This is a genomic window from Aquicoccus sp. SU-CL01552, assembly GCF_040365005.1.
Taxonomy (GTDB): Bacteria; Pseudomonadota; Alphaproteobacteria; order Rhodobacterales; family Rhodobacteraceae; genus Antarcticimicrobium.
This window is the reverse complement of the sequence record NZ_BAABWV010000002.1, coordinates 200,510-216,086: the sequence shown is the minus strand read 5'-3', so window position 1 is coordinate 216,086 and position 15,577 is coordinate 200,510. Positions and strand designations below refer to the sequence as shown.

18 protein-coding genes are annotated in these 15,577 nt (G+C 66.7%); 9 read left to right on the top strand and 9 right to left on the bottom strand.

The features are described 5' to 3' along the window. Positions 1-9 precede the first annotated feature (9 nt). On the top strand, positions 10-702 hold the full coding sequence (locus ABWV23_RS03735; RefSeq protein WP_353345060.1) for an NAD-dependent deacylase: 693 nt from the start codon (positions 10-12) through the stop codon (positions 700-702). A gap of 245 nt (positions 703-947) precedes the next feature. On the opposite strand, the gene ABWV23_RS03730 is transcribed toward ABWV23_RS03735, so the two are convergent. The 4 genes from ABWV23_RS03730 to meaB form a co-directional block, all read right to left on the bottom strand. Further along, the gene (locus ABWV23_RS03730; RefSeq protein WP_353345058.1) at positions 948-1,433 is read right to left on the bottom strand and encodes a copper chaperone PCu(A)C; all 486 of its coding nucleotides are present in this window, start codon (positions 1,431-1,433) and stop codon (positions 948-950) included. Between the two features lie 51 nt (positions 1,434-1,484). Beyond that, on the bottom strand, positions 1,485-1,847 hold the full coding sequence (locus ABWV23_RS03725) for a hypothetical protein (RefSeq protein WP_502901587.1): 363 nt from the start codon (positions 1,845-1,847) through the stop codon (positions 1,485-1,487). A gap of 100 nt (positions 1,848-1,947) precedes the next feature. Beyond that, on the bottom strand, positions 1,948-2,235 hold the full coding sequence (rpmB, locus tag ABWV23_RS03720; RefSeq protein WP_353345056.1) for a 50S ribosomal protein L28: 288 nt from the start codon (positions 2,233-2,235) through the stop codon (positions 1,948-1,950). A 196-nt stretch (positions 2,236-2,431) separates the two neighbouring features. Then, positions 2,432-3,409: a methylmalonyl Co-A mutase-associated GTPase MeaB gene (gene meaB, locus ABWV23_RS03715; protein ID WP_353345054.1), complete on the bottom strand. Its 978-nt coding sequence runs from the start codon at positions 3,407-3,409 to the stop codon at positions 2,432-2,434. A 128-nt stretch (positions 3,410-3,537) separates the two neighbouring features. On the opposite strand from meaB, the gene hrpB reads away from it, so the two are divergent. Further along, a complete protein-coding gene (hrpB, locus tag ABWV23_RS03710; protein WP_353345052.1) occupies positions 3,538-6,024 on the top strand; it encodes an ATP-dependent helicase HrpB in 2,487 nt (828 codons plus the stop codon). Positions 6,025-6,395: 371 nt separating this feature from the next. On the opposite strand, the gene ABWV23_RS03705 is transcribed toward hrpB, so the two are convergent. Beyond that, positions 6,396-7,040, bottom strand: coding sequence for an MAE_28990/MAE_18760 family HEPN-like nuclease (locus ABWV23_RS03705; protein ID WP_353345050.1), 645 nt, complete (start codon positions 7,038-7,040; stop codon positions 6,396-6,398). A gap of 9 nt (positions 7,041-7,049) precedes the next feature. After that, the gene (gene thyX / locus ABWV23_RS03700; RefSeq protein ID WP_353345048.1) at positions 7,050-7,955 is read right to left on the bottom strand and encodes an FAD-dependent thymidylate synthase; all 906 of its coding nucleotides are present in this window, start codon (positions 7,953-7,955) and stop codon (positions 7,050-7,052) included. 200 nt (positions 7,956-8,155) lie between these two features. Between thyX and ABWV23_RS03695 the strand changes: the two genes are divergently transcribed. From ABWV23_RS03695 to ABWV23_RS03675, 5 genes are all read left to right on the top strand, one after another. Continuing rightward, a complete protein-coding gene (locus tag ABWV23_RS03695) occupies positions 8,156-9,223 on the top strand; it encodes a hypothetical protein (RefSeq protein WP_353345046.1) in 1,068 nt (355 codons plus the stop codon). A gap of 10 nt (positions 9,224-9,233) precedes the next feature. Then, entirely contained in the window at positions 9,234-10,631 is a 1,398-nt protein-coding gene (locus tag ABWV23_RS03690; protein ID WP_353345044.1) for a surface lipoprotein assembly modifier, read from the top strand. Positions 10,632-10,704: 73 nt separating this feature from the next. Continuing rightward, positions 10,705-11,133 carry a VOC family protein gene (locus ABWV23_RS03685; RefSeq protein WP_353345042.1) on the top strand — a complete coding sequence of 143 codons (429 nt, stop codon included), beginning with the start codon at positions 10,705-10,707 and terminating at the stop codon, positions 11,131-11,133. Next, positions 11,127-11,849 carry a DUF1194 domain-containing protein gene (locus ABWV23_RS03680; protein ID WP_353345040.1) on the top strand — a complete coding sequence of 241 codons (723 nt, stop codon included), beginning with the start codon at positions 11,127-11,129 and terminating at the stop codon, positions 11,847-11,849. The genes ABWV23_RS03685 and ABWV23_RS03680 overlap by 7 nt, the downstream gene beginning before the upstream one ends. Continuing rightward, positions 11,846-12,574 (top strand): DUF1194 domain-containing protein, encoded by a 729-nt coding sequence (locus ABWV23_RS03675; protein WP_353345038.1) that lies wholly within the window; start codon positions 11,846-11,848, stop codon positions 12,572-12,574. The genes ABWV23_RS03680 and ABWV23_RS03675 overlap by 4 nt, the downstream gene beginning before the upstream one ends. On the opposite strand, the gene ABWV23_RS03670 is transcribed toward ABWV23_RS03675, so the two are convergent. The 3 genes from ABWV23_RS03670 to ABWV23_RS03660 all read right to left on the bottom strand — a co-directional run bounded on the left by ABWV23_RS03670 (position 12,568) and on the right by ABWV23_RS03660 (position 13,851). Continuing rightward, the gene (locus ABWV23_RS03670) at positions 12,568-13,065 is read right to left on the bottom strand and encodes a MarR family winged helix-turn-helix transcriptional regulator (RefSeq protein WP_353345036.1); all 498 of its coding nucleotides are present in this window, start codon (positions 13,063-13,065) and stop codon (positions 12,568-12,570) included. The two genes, ABWV23_RS03675 and ABWV23_RS03670, sit on opposite strands and share 7 nt — an antisense overlap. A gap of 115 nt (positions 13,066-13,180) precedes the next feature. Next, positions 13,181-13,438, bottom strand: coding sequence for a succinate dehydrogenase assembly factor 2 (locus ABWV23_RS03665; protein ID WP_353345034.1), 258 nt, complete (start codon positions 13,436-13,438; stop codon positions 13,181-13,183). Further along, a complete protein-coding gene (locus ABWV23_RS03660; RefSeq protein WP_353345032.1) occupies positions 13,435-13,851 on the bottom strand; it encodes a helix-turn-helix domain-containing protein in 417 nt (138 codons plus the stop codon). Before ABWV23_RS03660 ends, ABWV23_RS03665 begins: the two co-directional genes overlap by 4 nt. A gap of 89 nt (positions 13,852-13,940) precedes the next feature. Between ABWV23_RS03660 and ABWV23_RS03655 the strand changes: the two genes are divergently transcribed. Both ABWV23_RS03655 and ABWV23_RS03650 read left to right on the top strand, forming a co-directional pair. Beyond that, complete coding sequence (locus ABWV23_RS03655) at positions 13,941-15,143, top strand: pyridoxal phosphate-dependent aminotransferase (RefSeq protein WP_353345030.1); 1,203 nt, start codon at positions 13,941-13,943, stop codon at positions 15,141-15,143. 10 nt (positions 15,144-15,153) lie between these two features. Next, a complete protein-coding gene (locus ABWV23_RS03650) occupies positions 15,154-15,558 on the top strand; it encodes a hypothetical protein (RefSeq protein ID WP_353345028.1) in 405 nt (134 codons plus the stop codon). Positions 15,559-15,577 lie beyond the last annotated feature (19 nt).

Here is a 15,577-nt window from a genome sequence, read left to right as displayed (position 1 = left end):
ACGGAGAGCATGGAAAAGATCGTCATTCTGACCGGCGCCGGGATCTCGGCGGAAAGCGGGCTGGGCACCTTTCGCGATGCCGGCGGGCTGTGGGCGCAGCACCGGATCGAGGACGTGGCAACGCCGGAGGGTTTCGCACGCGATCCCGCGCTGGTGCAGGCGTTCTACAACGCGCGCCGCGCCAAGGCGGCCACGGCCCGGCCCAACGCGGCGCACGTGGCGCTGGCGCGGCTGCAGGCGGATTGGCCCGGCGAGGTGGTGATCGTCACGCAGAACGTGGACGAGTTGCACGAGAAGGCCGGCGCGCGCGGGGTGCTGCACATGCACGGCATCCTGTCCGGCGCGCTCTGCGCCGCCTGCGGCCACCGCTGGCCGGCCCCGGCGGAGATGCGGGTGGGCGAGCCCTGCCCGGCCTGTCACGCGCCCAGCGCGCGACCCGATATCGTCTGGTTCGGCGAGATGCCGTATTACATGGACGAGATTTTCGAGCACCTGATGGGCGCGGACCTGTTTGCGGCAATCGGCACCTCGGGGCAGGTCTATCCGGCGGCCGGCTTCGTGCAAGAGGCCACCGCCGCCGGGGCGCGGACGGTGGAGCTGAACCTGGAGCCCTCGGCCACGGTGTCGCGATTCGACGAGACCCGGTTCGGCCCGGCGACGCAGACGGTGCCCGAATGGGTGGCGGAGCTGCTGGCGGGATAAGGCGGGCGTTTGTCGGAACCACCCTCCCGGACCTGATCCGGGATCTGTCCGACAGTGCGAGAGACCCCGGGTCAAGCCCGGGGTGACAGGTGTGGCGCATTTTTTTTGTCATCCCGGACCTGATCCGGGATCCATTCGGGGACGTGGAGGCCCCGGGTCAAGCCCGGGGTGACATTGGATGCGTGGCACATGAAAAAGGCCGCGCTTTGGGGCGCGGCCTTCGGGTCGGAACGCTATGCGGCGGCTCAGTTCTTTTTCATGTTTCCGTGGTTCATCTTCATGCCGTGCATCGGCTTGCGTTCGAGGTCGACGGGCACCTCGATGGTCATGTCGCCGGCCTTTTCGAAACTCAGGGTGACGGTGACGATGTCGCCCTGCGCCAACTGGCGGTTCAGGCCCATGAACATCACGTGATCGCCGCCACGGGCGAGCGCGTGCATGCCGCCGGCGGGGATCGGAAAGCCCTCTTCGACCTTGAGCATCTGCATGACGCCGTTGGCGTCCTCCTTGTGGGTGTGCAGCTCGACCCGCTGGGCGACGTCGGAGCTGGCGCCGACCAGGCGGTCATCCTCGTCGCCGTGGTTCATCAGCACCATGAAGGCGGCGCCGGATTTCGACTTCATCGTCGAGGTGCGGGCATAGGCGTCTTCGACCATGATATCGCCGGCAAGGGCGGGCATGGCAAAGCTGAGGGCGGCGGCAGCGGCGAACAGGGTGGATTTGAAGGACATGATGTCTCTCCTCTCTTGCATTAACAGTCTGAAATTCGGGGAAAAAGGAAATCAGACGGCGGCAGGAGGATCGCGCGCCGAGGGCGCGAAGGCGCGGGATTCGGCATGGGCAAGGGTGGCAATGATGCGCTGTTTGCGCGGGGTGGCCAACAGCGGGACCGGCGCGATATCGGGCGCCGCGAAGGCATCGAGCAGATGCAATGCGCAATCGGGGCAGAGGTGTGGCGGGCCAACGGGCTGGCCGTCGTCGTCGATGTAGACGGCGACCGGGCCGGTGCCGGTGCACAGCACGATCTGGCCGGCCGGGCCGGTGGCCCCACGGGCGACGGCCATGCTCTGACTGGTGAGCACCATGACGGCGACCAGTACGAGGGCCGGAACGGGGGCCAGGTATCTGTGCAGGCTTTGCATCATCTTGAGGCGATATAGGCGGGGCCGTGCCCGAGACGCAAGCAAAACGAAAAACCCCGCGCCTGCGGCGCGGGGTCGCGGAAATCCGTCCGGATTGCCGGGATCAGGAGGCGGCAGCCGCCTTGGCGATCTCTTTCTTGACCTTCAGCGCGTTGGCCGAGAGTTCCTCGTCCTTGGCCTTGGCCAGGAAGGCGTCCAGCCCGCCACGGTGATCGACACTGCGCAGGGCCGAGGCCGAGATCCGCAGCTTGACGCCACGGCCCAGGGTCTCGGACTGGAGCGTCACATCGTTCAGGTTCGGCAGGAACCGGCGGCGGGTCCTGTTTTTCGCATGGCTGACATTGTTGCCAGTCATCGGGCCTTTTCCGGTCAGTTCGCAACGGCGCGACATGTGTTCATCCTCGTCTTTTCTCGGGCGCAGAAGCCGGGAACATGTGCCCCCGCGCGGCCCTGCAAATAACAGGGGCGCCGCTTTGGCAGCGCCCGGAATCTCGTTTGGTGGCTATTACGCGGGGCGGGGAGAGTCGTCAAGCCCCGCCTCGGCGGTTTCATCCCGGTTTCGCAACGGTTTCGGGACGGGCCCGGGATCAGCCGCCCAGATGCCGCTCCAGCATCTCGCGCGCGGCCCCGGCGGGCGAGATCGCGCCGCTGGCCACCCGGTCCGACAGCGCCGCCATCGCGTCGCGCGCTTGCGGGGTTTCCAGCCGGGCCAGCAGCGCCTGGCGCACCTCCTGATCGAACCAGTAGAGCGCCTGGTCGGCGCGGCGGCGGTCCCAGTGACCGTTCTCGCGCCGCCAGTCGACCAGCGCCCGCATTTCCGCCCAAGCCTCGGGCAGGCCAGTGCCGGTATAGGCCGAGACCATCATCGCCTTGGGGAACCCTTCGGGATCCTGCGGACGCTTGCGCAGCAGCCGCAGCGCGCCGGAATAATCGGAACAGGTGCGGGTCGCCGCCGGCTTCAGGTCACCGTCGGCCTTGTTGACCAGAATCAGGTCGGCCATTTCCATGATGCCGCGCTTGACCCCCTGCAACTCGTCACCGCCAGCCGGGGCCAGCAGCAGCACGAAGAGGTCGGACATCTCGGCCACCACGGTTTCGGACTGGCCGACGCCGACCGTCTCGATCAGCACCACGTCGAAGCCGGCCGCCTCGCAGAGCGCCACCGCCTCGCGCGAGCGGCGGGCGACGCCGCCCAGGTGCGACTGGCTGGGCGAGGGGCGGATGAAGGCATTTTTCTCGCGGCTCAGCCGCTCCATCCGGGTCTTGTCGCCCAGGATCGAGCCGCCCGAGCGGGTCGAGGAGGGATCGACCGCCAGCACCGCCACCCGCAGCCCCTGTTCGATCAGCATCATGCCGAAAGCCTCGATGAAGGTGGATTTGCCCACCCCCGGCGTGCCCGACAGGCCGATGCGCACCGCCTGCCGCCCGGCCCCGCGCAGGTGATCGAGCAATTGCGTCGCCTGCGCCCGGTGATCGGTACGCGCGCTTTCGACCAGCGTGATCGCGCGGGCCAGCGCGCGGCGGTCGCCGTTCAGTATCTTGTCGCCCAGGCTGTTCATGTCCATCGCCTCATCCTGCTGCCCGGCGCCCTTTCTGCCTTGGCCGGGCGCGGAATGTCCAGTGCCGAGCCGGACGGTGCGGCGCAGGACAGCGGCGGTAGACAGCGGCGACGGTTTGGCGGAAAAGACGGGCCATGTGTGCCGCCCCTGCCCCGTCCCCCGCCTTGCCGATCGAGGCCGCCCTGCCCGAGTTGCTGGCCGCGTTGCGCGATCATGGCCGCGCCGTGCTGCAGGCGCCGCCGGGCGCGGGCAAGACCACGCGGGTGCCGCTGGCGATGCTGGAGGCCGGGCTGGGCACCGGCGGGGATTCGACGGGGCGTATCGTGATGCTGGAGCCGCGCCGCCTGGCCGCGCGTGCCGCCGCCGAGCGGATGGCCGAGACCCTGGGCGAAGCGGCGGGGCAGACCGTGGGCTATCGCATCCGGGGCGAGGCCAAGGTGTCGAAGGCGACCCGGATCGAGGTGGTGACCGAGGGCATCCTCACCCGCATGTTGCAGCGGGAACCGGACCTGCCCGGTGTCGGCGCGGTGATCTTCGACGAGTTCCACGAACGCTCGCTCAATGCCGACCTTGGGCTGGCGCTCTGCCTGGAGGTGGCCGGGGCCCTGCGCGACGACCTGCTGCTGCTGGCGATGTCGGCGACGCTGGACGCCGAGCCGGTGGGCGCGCTGATGGAGGCGCCGGTGGTGACCTCGCAGGGGCGCAGTTTCCCGGTGGAGACCCGCTGGCTGGACCGGCCCCTTGGCCTGAAAGCGCGGCGCACCGATGCGCTGGTCGAGCTGGTGGTACAGGCCGAGCGGGAGACGCGGGCCACGGGCGGCGGCCTGTTGGTGTTCCTGCCGGGCGAGCGCGAGATAAGGCAGGCCGAGGCGGCATTGACCAAGCGGCTGCCGGGGGACTGTCACGTCAGGCCGCTGTACGGCGCCCTGCCCTTTGCCGCCCAGCGCGCCGCAATCCAGCCGGCGACCAAGGGGCGCAAGGTCGTTCTGGCGACCTCGATCGCGGAAACCTCGCTCACCATCCAGGACGTGCGGGTGGTGGTCGACATGGGACAGGCGCGCCGGGCGCGGTTCGATCCCGGTTCCGGCATGTCGCGGCTGGTGACGGAAAAGGTCACCCGCGCCGAGGCCACCCAGCGGGCGGGCCGCGCCGGTCGCGTGGCCGAGGGGGTGTGCTATCGCCTCTGGACCAAGGGCGAGGAAGGGGCGCTGGCGGCGTTTCCCCCGGCCGAGATCGAGGCGGCGGACCTGACCGGGCTGGCGCTTGAACTGGCGCTCTGGGGCGCGTCGGAGGGGGATCTCGCCTTTCTCACCCCGCCGCCGGTGGGGGCGCTGGCCGAGGCGCGGGCACTGCTCTCCCTGCTGGGGGCGCTGGACGACAAGGGACGGATCACCGATCACGGTCGCAAGCTCTCGGCGCTGCCCTTGCACCCGCGGGTGGCGCATATGCTGGTGCGGGCCGGGCCGGAGGCGGCGCCGCTGGCGGCGCTGATCGAGGCGCGCGATCCGTTGCGCGGCGCGCCCTGTGACCTGTCGCTGCGGCTGGAGGCGCTGCGCGACCTGAAGCGGTTCACCCGCGAGCGACCCTACGAGGTGCTGCGCCCGGCGCTGGAACAGATCAAGTCGGAGGCGCGACGGCTGCGCGCACAGGTGAAGCGGGCCGAGCTGCCCGGGCTGGGGGCGGCGGCAATGGCGGCCTTGGCCTATCCCGACCGGATCGGGCAGCGGCGCAAGGGCGAAGCGCCGCGCTACGTGCTCTCGGGCGGCAAGGGGGCGGCGATGGGCCCGGGTGACGGGCTGGCCGGGGCGCCCTTCGTGGTGGCGACCGATCTGGACGGCGACCCGCGCGAGGCCAGGATCCGCATGGCGGCGCAGATTTCCGAGCGCGAGATCCGCGAGTTGTTCGCCGACCAGATCGGCTGGGTCGAGATTTGCGACTGGTCGAAGCGGGAGCGGCGGGTGGTGGCGCGCAGGCAGGAACGGCTCGGCGCGATCACCCTCGACGACCGGGTCTGGACCGACGCACCGCAGGAGGACGTGGCGCGCGCCATGCTGGACGGGGTGCGCGAGCTGGGCCTGCGGCTGGAGGGGGCGGCGGCGCGGCTGGCGGCGCGGGTGGAGCTGGTGCGGGCGGAGGGCGCGGAACTGCCCGATTTCTCGGACGCCGGGCTGATGGCGCGGCTCGAGGACTGGCTGCTGCCGATGCTGGGGACGGTGCGCAGCGGCGAGGCGTGGAAGCGATTCGATCCGCTGCCCGCGCTCAAGGCCGCGCTGAGCTGGGACCAGCAGCAGGAGCTGGACCGCCGCGCGCCGCCGGCCTTTGTCACCCCGCTGGGGCGCAAGGTGCCGATCGACTATGGCCCCGAGGGGCCGGAGATCGCGCTGCGGCTGCAAGAGCTGTTCGGGGTCACGCGGCATCCGACCAGCGGCGGCGTGCCGCTGAAGATCACCCTGCTGTCGCCGGCGCAGCGCCCGGTGCAGGTGACGCGCGACCTGCCGGGGTTCTGGGCCGGCTCCTATGCGGATGTGCGCAAGGACATGCGCGCGCAATACCCCCGCCACCCCTGGCCCGAGGACCCGACGCAAGCGGACCCGACCCTGCGGGCGAAACGGCGGGGGTGAGCGGCGGCCTTTCCTGCCCTCCCCTACGCTGTCATCCCTCCCCTCGCGTTGTCATCCCCGCGCAAGCGGGGACCTCCCTGCCCCTCCTGTCGAACAGATCCCCGCCTGCGCGGGGATGACAGGGGCGTTGGAGGGGACGTTGAATAAAGGGGGGCCGCCATGCGTCGCACGCCCTGAACTGGGCGGTCTGGCGCCTTGACGACGCAGGCGCGTCGCTCAAATGTTGTCCGGATTTGGCAGGGATAAAGCGCACCGATCAAACGGAGCAGCGCCAGCCCCCGGTCCGGCGCTGGCGTGGGGTTGGGGGCGATTTTTTAGGCGTTTTCAGTCCGCCGCATATCCCCTGCTTCACTTTCCATTGTTGAAAAGAACTAGGTCCTTCTCCAAGGCAGGGTGCCAACGCTTGTTATATCTCGGATATGGGCAGAAATAGCGTCATCCGTATCTTTCACCAGATCATCTATAACATTCTTGTATTCGCGAAGATCCTTGACCTTCACATAACGAGCGTCTGCGCCACGATGAGCTATTTCACCTCGAATAGATACAAAAGCGTTTAAATCAGATTTATCATGCCTCCAAGATAAATTGACCCCTGACAAATCCAAACACTTTGAAAACAACTCATCGATGTTTCCAAATTTTGGCGTATTCAGGTTTTCTGACAATTGCTTGACGCGGTTTTTATAGACATTCCTCCAACCATCCCCGCAAAGCAGCAAAGGTGCAACTTCGTTCTTGTGGTTTCTTACCACGCGGGAAATCTTCTGCCGCAGCCGGAGAGGCAAATCATCAGGGGTTCTAGCTCGCGCTGCAATATGATCGGCAGCTTCTTTTGCAACTTCCTCAATATACAACTCCCAAGCAGCGCAAAGCATAACCACACCACTGCGAGTTATATGTCCAAGTGCTCTTCTTCCTCGACCTGTCGGATTCAGAACCCGATGGCTCTCCAACAGCGCTCCAACGTCAGGCAAAAGTTTACTCTTAAAAAGCTTTCTCGAGTTAGAAGGCATACAAACTCCTCACCCCAAAACCCCCATGAACTCCCGCCATTCCCCCTTGGACATGCCGGAGTTCTCCTGCGTCACCTCTTCACCTTTCACCATCCGGCGAATGCAATCAAGGGCTGTGGCGCTGAGTGTCGCTCCCCCCATGCGGTAATCCTCGAAGGCGCGATAGGCGAAGGGGACCCAGTCGGCGACCAGCTTGCAGATCTCTTCGGCATAGACGCGGATCTCGTACTGGGCGTGGGCATCGGCGCGCAGGCGCAGGAAGTGGAACAGGTTGTGCAGGTCCACCTTCCAGTACCACTGGGTATAGATGTTGGCGGGCAGGTTCATCCGCGCCAGTTCGCGGGCCAGCCCCTGCTGGCCGTCGTCACTGATCATCGCCTCGTAATTGTCATAGGCGCGGGCGCTGTCGGCCTTGAGGATCTCCAGCACGCGGGCGGCCTCGGCCCCCTCGAGCAATTCGCCCCGGCCCTGGTTGTTGACGGTGGATTGCGCCGCCACGTGCTCCGGCGCCGGGATGTAGAATTCGCGGTCGAGGATCGAGTAGCGCGCCGAGTACTCGTTCACGTTGGCGGTGCGGTGGCGGATCCACTGGCGGGCGACGAAGACCGGCAGTTTCACATGCAGCTTGATCTCGCACATCTCGAAGGGGGTCGAGTGCCAGTGCCGCATCAGGTAGCGGATCAGCCCCTCGTCATTGCTGACCGACTTGGTGCCCTTGCCATAGCTGACCCGCGCGGCCTGGCAGATCGCCGCGTCGTCGCCCATGTAGTCGATCACCCGCACGAACCCGTGGTCCAGCACCGGGTAGGCGGTATAGAGGTGGTCCTCCATCCCCGGCGCCACCGCGCGCAGGGTGGGCTGGGGCGTGGCGCGCTGATCTGCGATCTCGGCCTCTTGCTCGGGCGACAGCGGCATGGCGGGTTCCTTTCACTAGATGAGTCGCGAACCCCCATATCTTGCCGAACAACACAGGCCAACCGCAATATCGGGTATGGCAATTCCGCCATTTTTGCCGAACAAGATTTCGCACGCCATGATTGATCGTTGACTTTTCACCCTGTTTCCAGAACGTTGTGAAAAAAACTTGATCCAAAAACGATCTGAGGCAGGCAGTCATGAGCAGATTTATCGTCGCGGCAACGGCCGCGTTGGCGTTATCGGCGTGCAGCGGCGGGTCCAACCCCTTTGTCGATGCCGCGTCCGATACCGATACCACCACGGACACCACGACCGACACCGGGACCGACAGCGGGATCGACAGCGATCGCACGCTGCCCCCCGGCACCGCATCGCCCGATGCCGACAGCGGGATCTACCGCAGCGAGCCGACCCAGAGCGAGGGCGGCAATTCCGGCGACGGCTATGCCAATGACATCAGCTATGACGCGGACAGCGACACCTTCTTCGTGAACAACCTCGCCTTTGACGGCGACAACGAATACGCACGCGGCACCAAGGTGAGCAGCCTGCCCGGCGGCAAGAGCCAATATGCCGTCTACGAGGCCGACCCGCTGGCCACCGACCCCGACAGCAGCGCGCCGATTTCCCAGTTCAGCCACCGGGCGATCTACGGCGTCAGCCGCAACGGCCAGGACAAGTTCGCCATCGTGCGCACCGGCGCCTATGTCGGATATGGGTTCGGCGGCTTCGTCTACCAGCGCGAAGGCGGCGTCACCCTGCCTTCGACCGGGCAGGCGATCTACAACGGCCAGATGGCGGGTCTGCGCGACTTCAATGGCGCCAGCGGGCTGGAGTACACCACCGCCGACATCGAGATCGCCATCGATTTCGACGATTTCGACGAAACCACCGGATCGCGTGGCGACGCGGTCACCGGCACCATCACCAACCGTCGCATCTTTGACATCGAGGGCACCGACATCACCTCGGACGTGCTGAGCCGGATCGGAACCAGCGCCGGCACCACCCTGCGCAGCTATCCCACCGCGACCTTCGTGGTCGGGCCCGGCGTGATGGATGACAACGGCGAGCTTCTGGGCACGGTCAGCAGTTCTTATGTCGACAGTTCCGGCGAGAGCCAGTCGTTCGAGAGTGGCAATTACTATGCCATCGTCTCGGGCAACAACGCCAAGCGGATCGTCGGCGTCGTGGTGCTCGAGAACAGCGTCGATCCGATCGCCAGTTCGGTGCGCGAAACCAGCGGCTTCATCGTCTACCGCTGAGGGCGCAGCGATGCCCGCGATGCGTGAAACGGTGATCCGGGGGCTGGCTGGCCTGTCGATCCTGGCAGCGCTGGCCCTGCCCCTGCGGGCGGCGCCGGTGGAACTGGCGCCCGAGCAGTTGCGGCTGGCGGCGCTGATGGCGCTGCGCGCCGGCGACGCACCGCGTGCACTGCGGTTCTCCGATGCGCTGCTGGGGCGGAACCCGGAGGACCGCACAGCCCTGATGCTCCGCTCGCGCGCTGCACGCGATCTGGGCCGGTTCGCGCTGGCCAAGACCTCGGCCCGCGCCGCGTGGCGCCTGTCAGAGGACGCGGCGCAGAAGTATTCCTCTTCCCTGCTGATGGCGCAGGCGCTGGCCTCGGACGGTCACCGCACCCGCGCGCAATGGTGGCTGCGCCGCGCGGTGCAGCACGCCCCGACCGAGATCGCCGAGCGCAAGGCGATCAACGATTTCCGCTATGTGCGCGCACGCAACCCCTGGTCGACGCAGCTCTCCTTCTCGGTCTCGCCGGAATCGAACATCAACAACGGCTCGTCCGCGCGCTCGTCCTTTCTGAATTACAAGCTGTCGGAACTGCTGTTCGGCCAGCCGGTGGAATACGAGCTTGGCGGCACCGCCCGCGCGCTCTCGGGGGTGGAATACGCGCTGGGGGTCACCACCCGTTATCGCTTTGCCGAGACCGAGACGCGGGCGAACGACCTGATCCTGACCGCCGATCTACGGACCTACACGCTCTCGGGTGAGGCCAAGTCGATCGCCCCCACCGCCAAGGGCAGCGATTTCGCCTTTGTCACCTATTCGCTGGGCTATGGTCACCGGGGGCTCAATTTCGACCGGCGGGGAGAATACCGTATCGTCGTCGACGGCGGCCAAAGCTGGTATGGCGGCGCGGAATACGCGCGGTTCCTGCGCCTCTCTGCCGGGCAGTCCTATCGCCTGGCCTCGGGCGACAAGGTCAACCTGCGGCTGGCCGGGGAGCGCCAGTTCGGCATCGCCACCAGCGACAGCGACACGCTGCGCGCCGATCTGTCCTATACCACCCGCATCCTCAACGGCGCGACGTTCTGGACCGGTGCGACGCTGGCCGCCGCCCAATCGCCCAATGCCGCCGATGAATACCGCGAGATCGGGCTGCGCGCGCAACTGACCCTGGCCAAGCCCATTGTCGGTGCCACGATGCAGATGGGCCTCTGGGCGCGCAACCGCAGCTATGACGTGTCGCCCCACAGCCCGGACGGGCGGCAAGAGGACCGGCTGCAGGCCGATGTGACCCTGATCTTCGACAAGGTCGATTATTACGGCTTCAGCCCGACGATGCAGATTTCGGCATCGCGCACCGACAGCAACATCGCGCTCTACGACGCCACGCGCATGGGCATCAATTTCGGCATCCAGTCGGCGTTCTGACCCCCGGCCGCTCGACATGCCGCGTCCCGGCGTTAGATTGAGGGCGCAAACGAGACACGGGGGAGCCACGAGAATGGCGCTGACTTATCTGCATACGATGGTCCGGGTGAAAGACCTGGAAAAATCCATGGCGTTCTACCAGCTTCTGGGCCTTGTCGAGACCCGCCGCCATGACAGCGAGGAGGGGCGCTTTTCACTGATCTTCATGGCGCCGCCGGATCAGCCCGACTGCCCGATCGAGCTGACCTACAACTGGGACGGCGACGACGGGCTGCCCAGCGACAGCCGCCATTTCGGCCATCTCGCCTATGGCGTCGACAATATCTACGAGACCTGCCAGCACCTGATGGACAACGGCGTCACCATCAACCGCCCGCCGCGCGACGGGCGCATGGCCTTTGTCCGCTCGCCCGACAACATCTCGGTCGAGCTGTTGCAGAACGGCGATGCCCTGGCCCCCGCCGAACCCTGGGTCAGCATGGAGAGCATCGGCCATTGGTAAGGGCGGCGGCGCGCGCGCTGGCGTGGGCGGTGGGGCTTGGGGCCGCGCCGCTGGCGGCGGCCGAGTGTCGCCTCGCCCTGGCGCTGGCGCTGGACGTCTCCAGTTCGGTCGATGCGCAAGAGGACGCGCTGCAGCGCGGCGGGCTGGCCGCGGCGCTGATCTCGCCCCCGGTCGAACGCGCGATCTTTGCCGCCCCCCTGCCCGTCGCCCTCGCCGCCTATGAGTGGAGCGGGCGCTATAACCAGCAGGTGCTGGCCGACTGGCGACTGATCCGCAGCCGGCGCGACCTGCTGGAGATGGCCGAGACGCTGGGCCGTTCGAACCGCGGCCACACCGAGTTTCCCACCGCCATGGGCTATGCCCTGGGCTTTGGCGCCGGGCTGCTGGCGCGCGGACCCGACTGCCTGTTCCGCACCCTCGACATGGCTGGCGACGGCGAGAACAACGAGGGCTTTGGCCCCGCCGCCGCCTATGCCGAGTTTCCCTTTGCCGGGGTCACCGTCAACGGGCTGGTGGTCAGCGCCCCCGACGATGGCGCCGAGATCGACCTTGTCACCTGGTATCGCGACCACGTGTTGCACGGTCCCGGCGCCTTTCTGGAGGTGGCACAGGGGTTCGACGATTACGAACGCGCCATGCGCCGCAAGCTCTTGCGCGAGTTGCGCCCGCGCGCAGTCGGGGCGCTGCCCCACCCTGCGCCGGGACAGCCGGGATGATCCGTGCGGTTCGACTTGCCGCCGGTCTTGCCGGGATGCTCGCCCTGGCCCCGCCCGTTGCGGCGCAATGTCGGCAGGCGCTGGCGCTGGGCCTCGATGTCTCGGGCTCGGTTGATGCGGCCGAGTACCGGCTGCAACTCGACGGGCTGGCCGCCGCGCTCACCGATCCGCAGGTCGCGCGGGCGTTGCTGGCACTGCCGGCGGCCCCGGTGCGGCTGGCTGTGTTTGAATGGAGCGGACCGGGGTATCAGCGCCCGTTGCTGGGCTGGACCGAGGTCACCGATCACGCCACCCTCGCCCGGATCGCCGCGCGCTTGGCCGGAACCGCCCGCAGCGCCGCACCACCGGGCACCGGGCTGGGCGCCGCGATGCGCCACGGTGCCGACCTGCTGGCGGATCAACCGGCGTGCTGGCGGCGCACGCTGGATATCTCCGGCGACGGGCATCACAACCAGGGGCCGCACCCGCGCGAGGTCAAGACGGACCTGGTGCGGCGCGGGATCACGGTGAACGCGCTGGCCATCGGGGCCGACGCGCCGCGTGGCGGTGACCGGCGCCAGGCGGATATCGGCGCACTGTCGTCCTATTTCCGCGCGTGGGTCATCCTTGGGCCGGGCGCCTTTGTCGAGACCGCCCTCGGGTTTGACGATTATGGCGCGGCGATGGCCCGCAAGCTGTTGCGCGAGCTGGAACTGCCCAATCTCTCGGCCCTCGATCCTCAGTAGATATAGCGAATCTGGTCGGTCCAGTAGCGTTCGACCCGTTTCAGCGCGCTGGTGATATCCTCGACCGCCGCCGCCGTCATCACGCCCTTCTGCTCCAGCCCGACCGCATGGCGTTCGAACAGAGTTTCGACCACGTCGCGAATCTCGCGCCCGCGCCGGGTCAGCCGCACCCGCACCGCGCGGCGGTCGATCTCGCAGCGCTGGTGGTGCATGTAGCCCATGTCGACCAGTTTCTTCAGGTTATAGCTGACGTTGCTGCCCTGGTAATATCCCCGGCTCTTCAACTCGCCGGCGGTCACCTCGTGGTCGCCGATGTTGAACAGCAGCAACCCCTGCACCGCGTTGATATCGAGAATGCCGAAACGATCGAATTCGTCCTTGATCACGTCCAGCAACAACCGATGCAACCGTTCGACCAGCGCCAGCGCCTCCAGGTAGCTGTTCATGAAGCCCTGCCGCGAGGCCAGGCTCATCTGCATTTCCATACTCATAGATCCCTCCGACACGATCTGCTCTGATCGGAGGGTGACGGCAAATCGCCAAAAATCGGTTAAATCCCGAAATATCCGGCGCTGGCGCGATGTGTTTGTTTTTCGCCCGAAGTCCCTATGGCTGGAACGTGCGCGCGATCTCGTCGACCAGCGCGCCATAGGGCGGCGGGGTCTCGATCTGGCCGGTCACCCATTTGTACAGATCCTGGTCGTTCTCTTCCAGGAGCGCCTCGTAGAGGTCGAGGGTTTCGGGCGTCATGTCCTCGAGCGTCCGTTCGGCATAGGCCTGCAGGATCAGGTCCATCTCCTTGATTCCGCGCCGCATGGAGCGCATCTTCAGCCGCTTGATCCGGATGTCGCGTGGTTCCGTCATGCCCCGGCCCGCTCTACGTGTTCTGCCTGTTCCACCATCAGCCGCAGCCGCTTTTCCAATCGCGCCGCGCGCTCGGCATTGGCCCGCATTTCGGAGCGGATCGCGCGCAACTCGGCCAGGATCGCCGACAGGTCCTGTGCCTCGGTGTTGGTTTCGGCCGGGCTGGCCGTGCCCTCGCCCTCGCCGGTCAGCAGCCACATGATCGACACGTTTAGAAGCCCCGCCATCATCGACAGCTTGTTTGCACGCGGTTCCGAAAGATCCTCTTCCCAGCTGCGCACTGTGGTCTTCTTGACGCCCAGCCGACGGGCCAGCTGTGCCTGGGTCATCCCGGCCGCCTCGCGGGCGCCGGCGACGCGGTCGCCGAAGGTGGCCGCCTCCGGTCCGTACCAATCGGTTTCAGTGTCGTTCATGCTTCTCTCTCCGGTGATCCGGCGCGGGTTGATCGCCAATCGGCCGCACCCTATGACAGTCGTGAACAACATACAAACCGAGGCCTGCCATGAGTTTCCTGTCCACGACCCTCTCTCGCGTCAAACCGTCGCCCACGGTCGCTGTCAGCACCCTGGCGCAGGAACTCAAGGCCGCCGGACAGGACGTGATCGGCCTTGGCGCCGGCGAGCCGGACTTCGACACGCCGCAGAACATCAAGGATGCCGCCGTCGCCGCCATCGCCGCGGGCAAGACCAAGTACACCGCCCCCGACGGCATGCCCGAGCTGAAGCAGGCGATCTGTGACAAGTTCGCCCGCGAGAACGGGCTGAGCTACACTCCGAAACAGATCAGCGTCGGAACGGGGGGCAAGCAGATCCTCTACAACGCGCTGATGGCCACCCTGAACCCGGGCGACGAGGTGGTGATTCCCGCCCCCTACTGGGTCAGCTATCCCGACATGGTGCTGTTGGCCGGGGGCACGCCGGTGGCGGTGGAAACCACGCTGGAAAACCGCTTCAAGCTGACGCCCGAACAGCTTGACGCCGCGATCACGCCAAAGACCAAGTGGTTCATCTTCAACTCGCCGTCGAACCCCACCGGGGCCGGCTATACCCGCGACGAATTGAAGGCGCTGACCGATGTGCTGATGCGTCACCCCCACGTCTGGGTGATGACCGACGACATGTACGAACACCTGACCTATGACGGGTTCGAGTTCTGCACCCCGGCGCAGGTGGAACCGGCGCTCTACGACCGCACGCTGACCTGCAACGGGGTCTCCAAGGCCTATGCGATGACCGGCTGGCGCATCGGCTATGCCGGCGGGCCGGAGCACCTGATCGCGGCGATGCGCAAGATCCAGTCGCAATCCACCTCGAACCCCTGTTCGATCAGCCAGTGGGCGGCGGTGGAGGCGCTGAACGGGCCGCAGGATTTCCTTGCGCCCAACAACGCCATCTTCAAACGCCGCCGCGACATGGTGCTCTCTGCGCTGAACGCGATCGAGGGGGTCACCTGCCCGACGCCCGAGGGGGCGTTCTATGTCTACCCCTCCATCGCCGGGCTGATCGGCAAGACCACACCCGGGGGCACCCGGATCGACAATGACGAAACCTTTGCCAAGGCGCTTTTGGAGGAAAAGGGTGTCGCCGTGGTGTTCGGTGCGGCCTTTGGCTTGTCGCCCAATTTCCGGGTCAGCTATGCCACCGCTGACGACACGCTGCAGGAGGCCTGCAACCGCATCGCCGCCTTCTGCGCCGCGCTGACCTGAGGGGGCCGGGATGGAGCTGCCGAAATACTATTTCCGGGTGCGCGAGAACGGCGCCTTTGTCTTTCGCGTCGACACCGAGAACCGAGATCGGCGCATCGAGATGGACCAGATCGCGGTCATCAACATCCGCAACGGCGAGATCAAGCCGCATGGCGACCGCGAGTTGTCCGAGACCGACCTGGAGCATATCAAAGGCTGGATGGCCGAGCGGTCCGAGGTGCTGGCCCGGCGCGACATCGACGACATCCTGCGCACGGTCGATCACCTCAACCTCACCGCGCATTGGGCCCAGACGCGGGCCAGCGCGGCGCAGCTCGAGGCGGTGACCGACGCGCTTTTGCTGGCGATGCACGACCTGCGCACCGTATTGGTGCGGAAAAAGGCCGACCGGCTGATGAAGGACCGCGACGGCTGACCGCCGGCGGGCAGACCCG